Below are 16,079 nucleotides of genomic sequence, written 5' to 3'. Positions count from 1 at the left end.
ACTTCGAGTTTAAAAATCCCCGTCTCGACAGATGGGGATTTTTTTTACACCAAGTGTTGCAAACCCGAGTTCAGGATTTTTTTAAATATTAAACCAAATACACCTGGCTCTGGCATCAAATTTTAGTAAGGCCTTTTATACAAATCAACATTCTAAAACCTGTTACTAAAAATCTAATCACCAATATGGACGCAAGGATTGCATTACCTGAATTAATGTATTTATCTCCTACCACCCGTGAAAAAGCGGTGATGATTGCACAGGAGCTTATCAGATCCAATAACGTTTCTCCTCGTGAGGCTGTATCTAAAGCAATCCTGATTGCAAAGAACTGGGCTGTTAAAAATGTCAACAGACGGGTTTGGAAAAAATTAAAATCCTTTGAAAAAGAGATGATATGATAGGTCCCGAATTGAAGTTCAAGGATCAGGTTGTAATCGTGACTGGATCAAGCTCCGGAATCGGAAAGGCCTGCGCCATTCATTTCGCGAACCAGGGCGCACACGTCGTAGTCAATTACAGTGCTAATGCCGAAGAGGGTCAAAATACGCTGGACGAGATTGTTTCAAACGGCGGCAGTGCCATTTTGATCAAAGCAGATGTAAGTCGTGAAGACGAAGTGCTTGCCCTGTTCAGGGAAACCATTAATAAGTTTGGCAGACTTGATGTGCTTGTAAGTAATGCCGGCTTGCAAAAGGATTCCCCATTTTTGGAAATGACTCTGCAGCAATGGCAAAAAGTCATTGACGTAAACCTCACAGGCCAGTTTCTGGCATGCCGGGCGGCTGCCAGGCAATTCATCGCACAGGAAAAGAATGCCGCAGAACCTTCTCATAGCGAGTTGTCTATAGGCAAAATAGTGCTGATGAGCTCCGTGCATGACGTGATACCCTGGGCCGGGCACGTCAATTATGCTGCTTCCAAAGGGGGTATCATGATGTTCATGAAATCCATATCGCAAGAATTGGCCCCACATAAAATCCGGGTAAATTCAGTAAGCCCCGGTGCGATCAAAACGCCGATTAACAAAGAGGTGTGGTCTGATCCGGACAAATACAAGGGTCTGCTCGACCTGATACCGTACAAAAGGATAGGAACTCCTCAGGATGTTGCAAAGGCTGTCGCATGGCTTGCCTCAGATGATTCAGACTATGTGAATGGTGAAACTTTGTACATTGACGGTGGCATGACACTTTATCCAGAATTTGCGGATAACGGTTAATTTAAAATATATACTTCATCAATAAAAAAACGTCAGAACTTGGGTCCTGACGTTTTGCTTTATATCCCTGTTGAACATTATTGGCTAACGAACTCTCCTTTTTCCGCGGACCAATCGTTACCAAAAAATCCGGACATTTTTACTCCGCTGATACCCTCATTCAGCATAGACAATGAGAAAATCATGATGTCAGGAAAACCGCTTCCACCACTGAAATACTGATTCGCATTGGCAGCCTGAAAACCTTTAAGGCCAGTCCCGCCGATTACGCCGACGGACGCCACGTCGCTATCCGCTCGCGGCCACACAAAATAAATCGAAAGGTCCTTTCCCGAGAATTGCTTCGCCCCTACTTCTATTTTTCCGTCTGCAACATTGACCGGGCAATTTGCCAGCAGCTTATCCCAAGCCAGGTTAGTTGTGCGGTTTCCGTAGAGGATCACCCCCCTATCTTTAAAATCCTGAGGATCAAAATCTTTATCAGCAATGATATCTACAGATCCATTTCCGCGGTAATACCAGCTTTCTGCATCGTAACGGGCTTTTTCGGATGCCCAATTTCTTTCTTCTTTTGATCCTCCCGTAGCATACACAAACACCATGCGGTTTTGGAATGCGTCTTTGAGGGTACCGTTTCTCTGTTCGTTTTTATGCTTCCGGTCCGGCCGGGAGGTAACCGCCCAATTATCCGACTTTCTCAAATAAATCACTTCATCAGGCGCAACCACCTGATGGTTGACCGGTGCCAGCCCGTCCAAGATAACACTAATTTCCGACCCGGTTGAAAACGACCCCAGATCCAACGATAGCAGCTCGACGTTGGTGGTTTTTCCTATGATCTTCTTAGCCTTTTTGTCGAGGCTGAGTTGGATCCTGCTATATTCAAGCGGTTTAGCCTGCTGAATCACACCTGCCCAGTGCATTTTAGAAGAAATTCCTGGATTCGCAGTCATAAAGTCTATCGAACTGACCGCGGTATCTTTTGGAATGGTATGCCAGCTGAAAAAATTGAAAATCGGTGGCCAGTCTACGCTGATGTCGCCATACCAATGTGCTCCGCCGATGTGTTCGTAATAGCTAAAATCGCGGTGAAATTTACCGAGACTATCCCGCATTTGCCGCGCATACTCCACAGAGACCGTCTTGTCTGCATCTCCGTGCGCGACGTACACACCAAGATTTCTGTAATTAGAGATCAATTTCAAAACATTGCTGGCATTGCTGGATCTCAGCAAAATAGCTTCCATAGGCGAACCGGCACTATCTGGTATAACCCCGTCGTGAGACCCATAAGAAGATAGGTTCGGGTAACCGGCTGAGGGTGCAATAGCTGCCCATTTTTCGGGATATGTCGCACCCAAAAACCAGGTGCCGTGGCCGCCCATCGAATGACCGGTGAGGTATATACGGCTTAGATCCGGATCATATTGCTTTTTTCCGATTTCCAAAACTTCCAAAGCGTCCAGGCGTCCCCAGTCTTCCCAGTTGAATCCGCGCGGTCGGCGGTTGGTGGGGGCTACCAAAACGCCCCAATCCTTTGGCTTATACGCTCTTGCTTGACTAATTGCCTGAACTTCGGCACCATGTACGGAGAAAAACAATGCCGGCTTCTTTGCATCCTGCGACCTGATCTGTGGAGATACCGCATAGTATTGGACGCTTCCATCCAGCTTGCTCACAAAAGTCCTGCTATATTGCCTACCCTCTTCAACCGATTGGACGGCAACCGTCGCCTCGTGAATCACCTTACCGTTCTGAAGCAGGGTAATGGCCACGTCATTTTTTCCGGGAGCGCCCACGTTAGATCCGTCGATCAAAATACCTATTTTTCTCAGGGTCATACCCGGCACATCCGGTAAAGCCGTGACGATTTTTTTGCCGGCCAAAATACTCTGCACTTTGAGTCCTTTTAATGAGCCTCCGCTTGTATTCTGAACAGTGATACCTGTCCAGAGCGAATCATTTTTTAGGCCCTGTACAATATCCGGAAGGGTTAAATCTCCGGTCAGCAGTGAAACTGGCTGTCCGGGAAAGCTGATATTGCCAGTTATCCCGCCAAACCGTCCAAATCGGGCAACGCGTGCATAAAATTCATTTTTGCCTTTTTTGAGCAAAACCGGCAAATGCATCCAGCCATAACGATACATATCCCCGCCCCTCGGTACGCCATTTACAAAAACCATGTCGTGGCCGGTAAGCGTCAGGATCGCGGTTTGTTCCTTTTTGGAATCATAGGTGAGGTAGATGTAGCCATTGGAAAAGGCCTCTCCCCTGAAACGATGCGTGGAGTCAGCTGTAACTTTCTTCCAGCTAATCTTTTCATTCTTTGTGTTGGTAAACAGCAACTTTCCCTCCGAGGGCTTTTCCAAAGTTCCATTATAAAGCTGGTACGCCAGTTGGTCCGTATAGAGAGCCTCCCTCCCATACTGGTTACAAGGGCCGACAGCTAGGCCCTCTTCAAAATGAAAAATGGTTTGGGATTGAGATTGTAATAACCGAAGCGTAAAAACAAAACAGAAAAAAAACTTCTTCATTTGAGCAAATAAGAGTGGATTGAGTTCAGTTTCTAAACTTAATAAAAAAATTTAAAAATTGCTCCCTTTATCAGATTATCAATTGCCCATTCTACTTCCGGCAAAATGCATTTAAATTTGTGATGAACTAACTCAACGCCGCCTTGTTCCGATCATTCATCCAATTTCTCTCCAAAGGCCCCTGGTTTGGCATTTTTTGGACCCTGCTCATTTTAGTTGCCTGTACCTGGCCGGGAAAAGACCTTCCTGCCGCGCCGGTAGTCGGTTTTGACAAAGTCGTTCACATAGGACTCTTTATCGGATGGATCACCCTTTGGCTATTGGCATATCCCCGAAAATCCAATCTGCTGATCGTCCTGGGAATCGCTTACGGCCTGGCGCTGGAATTTTACCAGCAGCTTCTGCCTTTCGACCGCACGTTTGATTGGTGGGACGCAGTAGCAGACGCTGCTGGTGTGATGATTGGCTTCTTGTTCACGACTTTCGTCCTAAACCGTTACCGCCAACGCTTGTATTGATTGATCAGCCCGTTTGTGGAACTATCGTGATTGCTCACCGGCCAGTCGTTCTGAAGTTCGGGGTAGATTTTGTTGGCAAGCTGCTTGCCCAGTTCAACACCCCATTGGTCGAAACTGTAAATGTTCCAGATTACACCCTGCACGAAAATCTTGTGCTCGTACATCGCGATCAGGCTACCCAATACTTTCGGGGTTATTTTTTTTACCAGGATTGAATTGGTAGGCCGGTTTCCGGAAAATACTTTGAAAGGGGCGATTAAATCTATTTCCTCCTGGCTTTTTCCAGAGGACTTCAACTCCTCTCTTACCACCTCGTCGGTTTTACCATTCATTAAAGCTTCGGTCTGTGCGAAAAAGTTAGACAAAAGCATAAGGTGATGCTCGCCAAGCGGGTTGTGGCTCACGGCTGGTGCAATGAAGTCACAAGGGATCAGCTTCGTACCCTGGTGGATCAGCTGGTAAAACGCATGTTGTCCGTTTGTGCCTGGCTCACCCCAGATAACAGGACCAGTTTGATAAGTAACCGGTTTGCCGTTCCTGCCGGTACTCTTCCCATTACTTTCCATATCTCCCTGCTGGAAATAGGCAGCGAACCGGTGCATATACTGATCGTATGGGAGTATTGCCTGAGTTTGGGCATCGAAGAAATCGTTATACCAGACGCCCAGCAAGCCAAGGATCACCGGAATGTTTCTTTCCAGCTTGGTGGTCCTGAAATGTTTGTCCATTTCGTGGGCACCCGAAAGCAACTGCTCAAAATTTTGAAAGCCGATAAAGCAGGCGATAGACAATCCAATGGCGGACCATAGTGAGTACCTGCCTCCTACCCAATCCCAGAAGCCAAACATATTTTCGGGATCGATACCAAATTTTTCAACTTCCGGCTGATTGGTCGAGATCGCAACAAAGTGCTTTTTGACAAACTCTTCTTTTACCGCCTTTTCAAGAAACCAGCTTCTGGCACTATGGGCATTCGCCATGGTTTCCTGCGTGGTGAATGTTTTGGAAGCGATCATGAACAATGTCGTCTCCGGATTCAGCGGCTTGACAGTTTCAGCAATATGCGTACCGTCCACATTGGACACGAAATGCACATTCAGTCCATCCTTACCGTAAGCTTTTAGCGCCTCGGTTACCATCACCGGACCCAGATCGCTGCCACCAATACCGATATTCACGATGTCGGTAATTTCTTTTCCCGAATAACCCTTCCATGAACCCGACCGCACTTTTCCGGAGAATTCCTTCATCTTGGACAGTACTTCGTTTACATCGGGCATCACATCCTTGCCGTCCACAAGGACCGGCTCGTTGGAACGGTTACGCAGGGCGGTATGCAACACGGCCCGCCCTTCGGTTACATTGATCTTCGCACCGGTGAACATCTGTTCAATCGCATCTGCCAGGCCGGCTTCTTCGGCAAGTTGTACCAGGTACGAGCGTGTACGGGAAGTGATCCGGTTTTTGGAATAGTCGACCAAAATGTCGCCAAAACGGATGGAAAATTTTTTATGACGCTCAGGCTCCTCCTCGAAAAGCGTTTTCAAATGCTTTTGGGAAATATTCTTAAAATGCGATTTTAGTTTTTTATACGCAGGTAACTGGTCAAAGGGCACGTTCGATAGCATTTCTAGTTGTGTTAGAGTAAAAAAATCAACCTTGAACTCGCAAAAATATGACTTTACGGCACTTTAACCGACTTTTTAGCTATTATACTGCATCACATACCCCTTTGAAGTAGCCCACCGATTCGGCAATGCCCGCCAGCGGATCTTTCATATCTTTCTCATATTCAAGACTGCAAACACCAGGGTACTTCACTTTTCTGAGCATTTTGACAAATGGAGGAATGTCTATTATTCCCCTTCCCAGCTCAGCCGCTTTTCCATCTTTTGTCGCTTCCGTTACATTTTTAAGGTGAATGTCAAAAACGCGCTTGGCATATTTTCCCATATCGGCTACCGAATCCTGGTTGTCCCGGCGGTTGTGGCCAATATCGAAGCATAGCCCGACTCTGGGGTCCAGGTCTTTGATCAGATTGTGAACTGAAGTCGCATTGGGATAAAGTTTATCTTCCGGCCCGTGGTTGTGTATGGCATAGCGGATGTCGTACTCTTTCACTTTTTGCTCCACATATTTGAGGTCTTCGTGATTGGGGATACCGACAATCAGGTTCACACCCACTTTTTTCGCATACTCAAATGCCCCGTCGATTTGCGTATGGTCTTTGGTGTAAATAGGCCCTACGGCATATCCGGTTACGCCCGCATCTTTCAATTTCGCATGAAAGGCAGAGATCTGTTCGGCAGTGCTGTTGAATGGAAGATGAAAATCCTTGATACACAAATAGTGCACATCTGTTTTTTTCATCATGTCAAGGGATTCGTCCAGCTTAAAATTGACGAAACTAAAACCAGCGATCCCCAATTTAAAAGTATCTTCTTTTTTGGCAGGAGCCATAGCGGCATGCCCGTATTCCGGAAATGATAAAATGCTGCCGGCCATGATACCAGCAACTCCTTTTTTCACAAAAGCTCTTCTTGAATTCATTGAGACAGGTGTTAAAAATTAAACGCTACCTTATAAAGACGAAGAGCCACTAATTTACCACCCAATGCGCTAAATCTTCAGCTTAATACCCAGCCGGTTGATCAGGCCTGTCGCAGCGATAACAAGAAGGGCAAAGCACATCGATTTCACCAACCCGACAACGCCGGTCCGCAAATACATAGGCAGACTGATCCCCAATAAAGTGATGACCGCGTACCAAACGTACGGAACAAGGTAACAGGTTAGGGTTGCGGTGCCCGCAGGCCTGAAAACGTATGCCCAGCCCTTTATTTTTCTCAAATCCACCAGCCAGAAAAGAAATGCAAATGCAAAAAAACTGATGCCGCTGCATATCCCAACCCACGCCGGTGTTGCGCGTATTTTGGAAATGCCCCAATACGGACGTGTTCCGAAACCATATAGGAAGCAAGCGATACCCAGGGTTGCCAAAATCAGCATGTAAACAAAGCCATTGCTATTCTGGTCGACATATTTGCGGTAAATAACCGACGCGGTAACACCTGCCATCACAAAAGCTGGCATGGAGCCACTGCCAACGATCCAGATGTATTTCCGTATAGGGTCCAAAAAATGAAGTAAGCCTGCAAACTCGGCCAGGTTAAAAACCAAAAGGAACAGCCAACCGACCACAATGCCTGGCAAACTGTCTTTCACAAAAAAATAGATCAGTGCGCAGATCAGATAAGACCAGCCGATCAGCCCGAGGATACCGTACCAATGCGTGCCCATTCCCTGCGGATGTGCAGGATCGCCGCCTTTGTAGATCACCGCCAGTCCTGCAAGAATAATGTAGCCCACCATTTTGAAACTCGAATATTTTAGCTCCCTGCTTTTTGGATACAGATTCCAGATGAGGAAAAAAGCGAATACCATGCCGAGCGACCATACCTGCTTGTTGATGATCATCCCATGCGGCAAGGCGCTTTCCAGGTTGACCGTAAAAATCCCCATTAAAAGCAAAGCGAAAGTGCGTTCCAGGATATGGAACACGATAATAAACGGGGTATCGCCCTTGGCGCGGCGGTTAGAAATCGCAAAAGGGACCGAAAGGCCGACTATAAAAAGAAAACCTGGGAACACCACATCGGAAACACCCATCGCGTCGTCCTGGGCTTTGCTATGCTCCAGCCACCATGGAACACCTTCCAGCGTCCAGAGATCATTCACAAAAATCATCAGGAACATGGTAAGCGCCCTGAAAATATCGATCGAATCCAGACGAAGCCCGGGTGTCGTTTTATCCATTTTTTTAGAAAATAATTTACAGATCCCAATATAGCCTTTTGTCCATAAGATTACAATCGGGCCGTTCCAACATCTCAGTATCCGTTTTGTCTGTCTTACGTCCCAATTTTTCTGTTTAGCACCATATATGGGCCGTTGTTTTTGACCTGAGACTTATTTTTAGTTGAAATATACCGCTTGACGTTACCTCACTTACCCTTTAGACATTTTGAAACCAGATACCCTTCTTTTTGAGATCGCATGGGAAGTCTGCAACCAGATCGGCGGGATTTTCACGTACATCAAATCCAGAGTCCCTACCTTGCAGGATACGTACGGAGATGACTATATGCTGATCGGCCCCTATTTTCCGGAAAAGGCTAAACTGGATTTCAGGGCGCTCTGCGAACCAGAAAACACACCGCTTTCGGAAACTATCCAATCGATAAGGGCCTTGGGGCACGAAGTACATTATGGTTATTGGCTGCTCGAAGATGCCCGCCCCAAAGTTCTGCTGATCACCCCGCAATTGCCTGTTGGACAGCTGAATGAAGTAAAAGCAAGGTTCTGGCAGCAACACCAGATCTCAACAATCCAACCGGATGCGTTAACTGACCAGGTGCTCGCCTTTGGAGAAATTACCCGCATTTTCTTCACAGCATTTATAGCCCGCATTACCGTCAAGCAGGATGTCGTTGCTCATTACCACGAATGGATGTCGGCGACAAGTATGATCGAACTGGTGCGTGAAAAAATCCGGGTTGCGACTGTTTTTACGGTTCACGGTACCTTACTCGGCAGGTATCTCGCCCCAAATGAGCCGCACTATTACCTTAATCTGCCTGATTACAACTGGGCCGAAAAAGCCAGGACATACGGGATTGAGGCCAGGGTAAGCCTGGAAAGGGCCGCCGCACAAAGCGCGCACGCGCTGGTTTGCAGCAGCAAGCTGATTTCGACAGAATGTGAGGTATTTCTTGGCAGGTCCCCGGACAGCGTGATCCGAAGCGGAATGCATAAAAAACCCGGCGCAGGCCATGAGGTTTTTGAAAAACACCTCGAAAACAGGTCCAGGATAGATGCCTTTGTAAAAGCCCTGATCTCACCCAGTTATCACTCCAAAACGGACAAAACATTATATTTTTTTACTTCGGGGCGTTATGAATATCGTAACAAGGGATTCGATATTACTTTGGAGGCGATCGCCAGACTTAACTATGTTTTGAAGCAATCGCATTCTGATATAACCATTGTTCTTTTCATCATTTCAAAACAACCTTTTACCAGCATCCGTCCCGACGTGCTGGAGGCAAAGCAGCGCTATCAGGATCTTCAAAAGATCTGCAAACGGATCAGTTCAAAACTCGGTCCGCGTATATACTCCCATGTTACCGGAGAAAGAGGTTATCGCCTGTCCGATCTGAACGAGTTGGTGGATGATGAATTACAGCTCACCTGGCGGCAAGCGTTGTCGCTGTTCAGGCGGAACGGGCTTCCGCCGGTAACCACCCACCAGCTCGCCAACCCCGATGAGATATCAGATTTCTTACAGCACGCGGGGTTAAATAACCACGAACAAAACCCTGTCAAAGTAATCTACCACCCCGATTTTATTGACCGCGCAACCTCCCTGTTTTCAATGGATTACCTCGAATTCGTACGCGGGTGCCATTTGGGCATTTTCCCGTCGCTGTACGAACCCTGGGGTTACGCACCCATGGAAACCATCATGCACGGAACACCAGTCGTCACCAGCGACTTATCCGGCTTTGGCCAATACATCCGAAGTACGGTTGCCCCCGAAGACAGCGACGAAGTCAAAATCCTTCACAGACGTTATCAATCCGATGAAGAGGCAACCCAGCGACTGACAGAAATTCTGATCAGCTTTGTCGAAAAATTTGACAGCCAGCAATATATCCCAAGATCCAGCCTCCCCAAATACATGATGGACTCATTATGCTGGACTGAGTTACAACGGAACTATGAAGAGGTTTACCGGCTTGCACTGGTGCGATATCAACCGGTGGCTAATTTGTATTGATATCCCCTGAAATTAGGGGTTTACATTCAAAACTATGCAGCCCATTGTACCGAAAGCACAATGGGGGCAAAAGAGTTTAGCAGTTCGCTACCGAACTCTTTTGTTTTTTGGGAAAAAAGCTTCATTCCGACAGTTTAGTCAATATTCCCGATTCAACTCCCCAAATACCTCAGCGACAGCATCGTAATATCGTCAAATTGATTGGCTGGCCCGATGAAATCGATCAGGCTTTCCAATGTGGCCTCGTTCATTTCCCTGGCCGTTTCCTTCGTCGATCCCTCGCCGGTGGTAAAGAAATCCTGCAAATAGTGAAGACCATAACGAGCTCCCGAAAGGTTATTGGCGTCCGTAACGCCATCTGTATATAGTACAAATTTGTCTCCGGGGTTCAATACAATCTGATGCGACTCGTACTCAAAGGTACTGTCAAAACAAAGTGCCATGCCCCCCTGCTTTTTGACCAATTCTGTCTTTCCGTCCGCCCGGATGATCATCGGAGGCTCGTGGCCGGCGTCAACGTATTCCACCACTCCTGTCTTCACGTCTAAAATGCATACAAACGCGGTAATAAACATAAAAGACGAATTATCCTCACTCAGGAATTCATTGACAATCTTCACCTTTTCGCAAATACTGTCCCCGTTCCGATTGGAAAACTGGCTTTTAAAAATCGCCTTGCCAATGGCCATAAAAAGGGCAGCAGGTATACCTTTATCGGAAACATCCCCAATCATGAAAAACAAATGCCCGGGATCCATCATGAAATAATCATACAAATCCCCGCCAACCACTTTGGCTGGGTGGATGAACGCATGTAAGTCCACACCGGCTTTTCCAATATTGGCAGGTACCGTTTTGGGTAGCATGGAACTTTGTATTTCCTTCGCCACACTCAGGTCATTTTGTATCGCAATCAATTGCTCTCTTCCCCGTTCCAGATTCGACAACATTTCAATATGCTCCACTGTCTTCGCGATGGTGATTTCGAGATCGTCGAAATTCACGGGCTTTGTCACAAAATCAAAAGCCCCGCGGTTCATCGCGGTCCGAATATTGTCCATATCCCCATACGCCGAGACCATAATTGCCTTTAAAAGAGGATTTTGCCTTTCGTTGATCTTGGAGAGAAAGGTTAGACCGTCCATACCTGGCATGTTGATGTCCGAAAGAATCAGGGTGATATCTTCCGTTTCTTCCAGCTTTTGCAATGCTTCTACGCCATTGTTTGCAAATACAAACTCGTACTTCTTATCCCGGATCTGTTTCCTGAACAATTGAAGAATAAGCATCTCCATATCCTGCTCGTCGTCGACACTTAATATCCTGATAGCCATTATCTTAATATTTTAATTGATTTGATGTTTTAATGTCGTTACGCAGGGATCTGTATCCTGAATTCTGTTTTTTCGCCTTGGGCGGATGTCACGCTGATTTTTCCATGATGCGTATCCACAATGCTCGCATAGGTCAGCGAAAGCCCCAGGCCAGTCCCCTTGCCAATTGGTTTTGTAGTAAAAAAAGGCACGAACAACTTGGAAACGACCTCTTCAGGAATGCCGATGCCGTTATCCCAAACCCGGATATCTATTTCGTCGCTGGCCCGCAATGTGCTGATCCCGATCACCGGATCATAGTTCTCAGTACCTTGCTTCCTCTTCTCATTCACGGCATAGCAGGCATTGTTGACCAGGTTCACGATGACCCTGCCAAACTCACCCCGCGCAACAGGCACGTTTCCGACAGACGGGTCAAAGTCGTATCGGAGTGTCACATTAAATTCCTTATCATCGCCTCTTACACTCTGATAGGCCAGCTTGCTGTATTCTTCCAAAAGTTGATTGAGATCGGTTGGTTCCAATACGGCGCTGTCAGACCGGGCCTGTGCCAGCATTCCCTGGATGATCCTTTCAATGCGCAATCCATTCTCATTGATTTTCAAGAGGTTTTGGGACAAAGTATCGAGAAGGTCTTTTTCATCCGACAGATCGTCCTCATTCAGGTCCACCAGTTGCTTCGCCGCGATCTCCTTGATTTCGTCCACTAATCCCTGCGACAGCCGGGAAAAATTATTGACGAAACTGACCGGGTTCTTAATTTCATGCAGAATACCAGCGCTCAGCTGGCCGATTTCCGCCAGCTTGTTCAGTTCCAGGATTTTTTGCTGGTAATTTTCAATTTCCTTGTCGGTAATCGCGGGCTCCATATTCCTGATCATTAAAATTGTATGGTGAGTTTTACACTTATCTGGCGATCGGAAGAAAAATCTCAATCTCCGTAAACTCGCCTTCCTTCGAATTTACCGATATGCGTCCCTTGTGGTATTCAATGATATCCTTGCTCATATACAATCCAAGTCCGGTCCCTTTCGACGTGGGCTTGGTCGTAAAAAACGGGTTGAAAAGCTGCTGTGTTTCTTTCAATGGTATTCCCTTGCCGTTATCTTTCAAAAAAATCGACACCCCGCCCGGGCCAGGCTTGGTCCGGATGGTAATTTCCGGCTCAAAGACTTTTTCGGTCTTTGCCTTTTCCATCAGCGCATAACATGCATTGCTGATCAGATTTTTAAGCACCTCTGCAAACTCAAAAGGCAAAATACTGACTTTCAGCGGTTTATTATCCAACGCAAAGCTCATCTTGAACGCCGCGTCTTTATATTCATTCAGCATCTCCTGGATCGCAGCCCTTGCTTTTGATTCGAGGAAAGGGTTCAGTTCCATCAGGAAAAACTCGGTAGACTTGCCTTTCAGCAATTTCTGCATGTCCTTGACAATCCGGGTGGTGCTGTTACCGTGTTCGTAGATTTTCTCGAGGTTCTTTTCCAGCATGCTGAAGCCGCTGTCCAGATCGTCCTTTTCATCTTCCGACAGTCCGTCCTGATGCTTATCGGTCACTTCAGTGATCTCCTTCAAAAGCTTTCCCGACGATTGCGAGAAATTGTTGATATAGTTCAGCGGGTTCAGGATCCTGTCTACAATCCCCTTGGTAAGACTGCCCACGGAGGCCAGCCTTTCCTGCCGGAGCAGTTCTTCCTGTGTCGATTTCAGATTGGAAAGCGTACTTTCCAGGTCTTCGAGAATGTTGGTTTTGATGTAAGCGCCGATCAAATGCTCTTTCAGGTTTTTGACCATATTAAAGTCCCGCTCCCTGAAAGCATTGTCCCGGTCCATATTTTCCAGGGTAATATAGCTTTTCACATTCCCTTCTACCCGGATCAGGATGGTGATCAGCGACCTCGGCGTAAACATTTCGTCGATAGACGCATCCGCATTTTGGGACCGGAAATTGTTTTTCACGAAAATATCTTCAAAAACTTCCTCGCCTCCGTCCGCATATCGCTGCTGCGCCTGTCTGGCCGTGAGCCTGATTTCTTCCACACTGGCATTCTTAACCGCACCCGCCAATGCGATAAACTGGTAATGATCAGTTGTTTTGTTATAAATCAATGCGGAGGCGCCATCTACATTCTGGAATTCACACAATCTGTCCAGTACCAGTTGAAACAGCTTCTTCGTATTCACTTCACCGTTGATCGACTTCACGAATTCGTCAATGCGTTCCAGCTGATCATTTGTCGCAGCAAGTTCTTCCGACTGATGCTCCAGCTCTTCTTTCTGGTTCACTACTTCTTCGGTCCGTTCCCGGATCATGTTTTCCAACTGCCGCTTTTCCCTGATCACCGCCCGAAGCCGCCACCGCACCGCGTAATAGACCAGCACCGCAAAAACCAGCGCGTACAGGGCAATCATGTACCATTGCTGGTACCAGGGTGTCAGGATCGTCAATGGAAAAACCGCCGCTTCCGACACGTTATTGTAAATGTCACGCGCCCGTACCTTGAAAACGTAGGTGCCTGGCGGGAGACCGTTGTATTCTTTCCTGGTTAACGTACTCCATTCAGACCAGTCCTTATCATAGTTTTCCAACACATACTGGTACTTTACTTCCTGGTTGCTATGATAACTCGGCAATGCGAACTCCACGATCACATTATTTTGCCGGTATCCGAGCGTCACATCCCGTAACCGGCCCTTATCAAAGGGGATTGCACCCTGCTGCGTCGCCACGTTCCGCAACAATACCGGATATTGATAAACGTACTGCTTCGGCACGCTCATATCGACGCGATAAAGGCCCTGATCACCTCCCAGCCAGGCATCACCATTCTCGTCGGCGTAAATAACACCAAATGGTATCCCGGCAACGGGAAGCAATGGTGTTTCAACGAGATCAAACCCGGAAGTTGCCTTTTTACGGAAAAACGCCGCGGACCTTTTATCGCCCCGGGTCGTCCAGGCATTACCCTTGCTATCCTCCTCCACCCTGTCGAACCAGGCCTTTTCGCCATGGAGCCAGTCCGCTCTTATAAACCGGTCAGACTGAGGAAGGTATTCGAACAGCCCGTCCTTATTGGATACAATGAGTTTGTTATTGTAAACGGCCAGCTTATTATACAAAGGGCTTTGAACACCCTGGGCTGCAGAAAATTTTTTCACCGTGCCCTTTGCAGGATCCAGTTTCATGATCCCATTGGACAACGTTTCGAGCCAGAACATTCCTGAAGGATACTCGGTAATACCTACAATCTGCTCGTCAACGGCAGTGAATTTCTCCGCCTTCCAGCCATTTCCCAGGTCTCTCAAAACCCTCAGCCCGTCCTGAAGGCCGACATATAGTTCCCTGCCCGATTCCGAAACGGTAACAGCCAGCGTAAAATCCCCATTGATAGCGGTAATGCTCCCGCCTTTATTCCACTGGAACAAACCCTTGTTGGATGCAACAAAAAGCTTATCTCCGTGCTGATCGAAACCCAGGCAGCTTCCCGGGAAGCCGTGAACCCGCACAACCCTGTTATTCTCGATATAATAAAGCCCGTACAATGTGCCTACCACAAGCTTTCCCTGAAAACGTCCCACGGCGGTAACAGCGCCTTTTAAGCCATCGGCCGCATCAAAAATCGAAATCGGCGAAGGCAGGTCAAACCGTATAATACCGTCGTTAAGTGCCAGCCAAAGGTTCTGGTCACGGTCTTTGAACATAGCCGAAACCTGGCTATCTCCGATATTCCCATCCGGATGAACCGGGTACTCCAGATCACCCCCAGGGCTGATCATCAGCATTCCGCCCGTGGCCATGCTCACGGCAATATGCCTGTCCTGTAACTGAGCAGCAGCGGTTGCCTTTCCGCGGATAAGCATCGCATTCACGTTTCCACCGACTGCTTCGATCCGGTTGTTTTGCAATCGGAACAAACCCTGACTTGTCGTTACGATCAGTGCGGTCTGATCGCCCAAATCGACTACTGCGACCAGATCCAGCAATACCGGCACATGCTCGCCTTTCCCAATTTCAGTAACATCCTCACCATTCAAAGACAGCATACCCCTGTTCCTGGAAAAAACAATCATCTTATTTCCGAGCGCAAATGCGGATTGGATAGACAGCTTATGATGGAAAGCCTTGACTGAGGTGCCGTTCCAAAAAAAGTTGGTCTGATCGGTCACAAACCACGAACCGCCTCTCATTGGAATGATCTGGATGACCGGCGGAATCTTCTCTTTTATTTTGGAAGAAAGGCTTACAAACCGGTGCGTACCGAGGGTATCATAGTCGAGATAACCGAATTCACCATTCGCCCCCACCAGTACCCGTCCCTTCACATCGGTGGCCAGGGCTGAAATACGGGTCACATTTTCGGTCTGGATCGTATGCCAGGAAACACCGTCATATTCCAGTACCCCTGCGAAATTGGCAAAATACATCACCCCCGAGGTGTCCTGCGCAATCCCGAAATTCTGATCGTGCGCATGGTATTGCGACGATTGAAAAACGCTGAAAAAAGGCCGCCCCATTTCAGGTTTCGCAGCAACAACTCTTTCGAAACGGGCGGCTATATGGCGATCTTCTGCGCGCTGGGCACAAACAGAAACCGGCACAGCGAACATTGCCATTAAAAGCAAAATATGATT

At 47.4% G+C, this 16,079-nt stretch carries 11 protein-coding genes; 4 read left to right on the top strand and 7 right to left on the bottom strand.

The genetic code is table 11. From position 1 onward, the window contains the following. Nucleotides 1-185: 185 nt before the first annotated feature. Both AC1XUF_RS04250 and AC1XUF_RS04245 read left to right on the top strand, forming a co-directional pair. Nucleotides 186-401, top strand: coding sequence for a hypothetical protein (locus AC1XUF_RS04250; RefSeq protein ID WP_483340416.1), 216 nt, complete (start codon nt 186-188; stop codon nt 399-401). Next, a complete protein-coding gene (locus AC1XUF_RS04245) occupies nt 398-1,222 on the top strand; it encodes a glucose 1-dehydrogenase (RefSeq protein ID WP_483340415.1) in 825 nt (274 codons plus the stop codon). Before AC1XUF_RS04250 ends, AC1XUF_RS04245 begins: the two co-directional genes overlap by 4 nt. Nucleotides 1,223-1,299: 77 nt before the next feature. Here the strand turns inward: AC1XUF_RS04245 and AC1XUF_RS04240 are convergent, their stop codons facing one another. Continuing rightward, nucleotides 1,300-3,756, bottom strand: a complete 2,457-nt coding sequence (locus AC1XUF_RS04240; protein WP_483340414.1) for a carboxylesterase family protein — start codon at nt 3,754-3,756, stop codon at nt 1,300-1,302. A gap of 143 nt (nt 3,757-3,899) precedes the next feature. Here AC1XUF_RS04240 and AC1XUF_RS04235 point away from each other — a divergent pair, with 143 nt between their 5' ends. Continuing rightward, entirely contained in the window at nt 3,900-4,274 is a 375-nt protein-coding gene (locus AC1XUF_RS04235; RefSeq protein ID WP_483340413.1) for a VanZ family protein, read from the top strand. Here AC1XUF_RS04235 and pgi read toward each other — a convergent pair. The 3 genes from pgi to AC1XUF_RS04220 all read right to left on the bottom strand — a co-directional run bounded on the left by pgi (nt 4,253) and on the right by AC1XUF_RS04220 (nt 8,090). Continuing rightward, the gene (gene pgi / locus AC1XUF_RS04230; RefSeq protein ID WP_483340412.1) at nt 4,253-5,902 is read right to left on the bottom strand and encodes a glucose-6-phosphate isomerase; all 1,650 of its coding nucleotides are present in this window, start codon (nt 5,900-5,902) and stop codon (nt 4,253-4,255) included. The two genes, AC1XUF_RS04235 and pgi, sit on opposite strands and share 22 nt — an antisense overlap. An 82-nt stretch (nt 5,903-5,984) precedes the next feature. Then, nucleotides 5,985-6,824 (bottom strand): sugar phosphate isomerase/epimerase family protein, encoded by an 840-nt coding sequence (locus AC1XUF_RS04225; protein WP_483340411.1) that lies wholly within the window; start codon nt 6,822-6,824, stop codon nt 5,985-5,987. Nucleotides 6,825-6,893: 69 nt separating this feature from the next. After that, nucleotides 6,894-8,090, bottom strand: a complete 1,197-nt coding sequence (locus tag AC1XUF_RS04220) for a DUF5009 domain-containing protein (protein ID WP_483340410.1) — start codon at nt 8,088-8,090, stop codon at nt 6,894-6,896. A 208-nt stretch (nt 8,091-8,298) separates the two neighbouring features. Between AC1XUF_RS04220 and AC1XUF_RS04215 the strand changes: the two genes are divergently transcribed. Continuing rightward, the gene (locus AC1XUF_RS04215) at nt 8,299-10,113 is read left to right on the top strand and encodes a glycosyltransferase (protein ID WP_483340409.1); all 1,815 of its coding nucleotides are present in this window, start codon (nt 8,299-8,301) and stop codon (nt 10,111-10,113) included. A gap of 152 nt (nt 10,114-10,265) precedes the next feature. Here the strand turns inward: AC1XUF_RS04215 and AC1XUF_RS04210 are convergent, their stop codons facing one another. The 3 genes from AC1XUF_RS04210 to AC1XUF_RS04200 are packed head-to-tail and all read right to left on the bottom strand — an operon-like array spanning nt 10,266 to nt 16,061. After that, nucleotides 10,266-11,447, bottom strand: coding sequence for a PP2C family protein-serine/threonine phosphatase (locus AC1XUF_RS04210; RefSeq protein ID WP_483340408.1), 1,182 nt, complete (start codon nt 11,445-11,447; stop codon nt 10,266-10,268). Between the two features lie 38 nt (nt 11,448-11,485). Next, a complete protein-coding gene (locus tag AC1XUF_RS04205; RefSeq protein ID WP_483340407.1) occupies nt 11,486-12,328 on the bottom strand; it encodes a sensor histidine kinase in 843 nt (280 codons plus the stop codon). Nucleotides 12,329-12,353: 25 nt separating this feature from the next. Then, on the bottom strand, nt 12,354-16,061 hold the full coding sequence (locus AC1XUF_RS04200) for a sensor histidine kinase (protein ID WP_483340406.1): 3,708 nt from the start codon (nt 16,059-16,061) through the stop codon (nt 12,354-12,356). Nucleotides 16,062-16,079 lie beyond the last annotated feature (18 nt).

This window comes from Dyadobacter sp. HNCC25DJ185, from assembly GCF_056895195.1.
The sequence above is the reverse complement of the archived record's forward strand: the minus strand, read 5'-3'. Positions and strand labels throughout refer to the sequence as shown.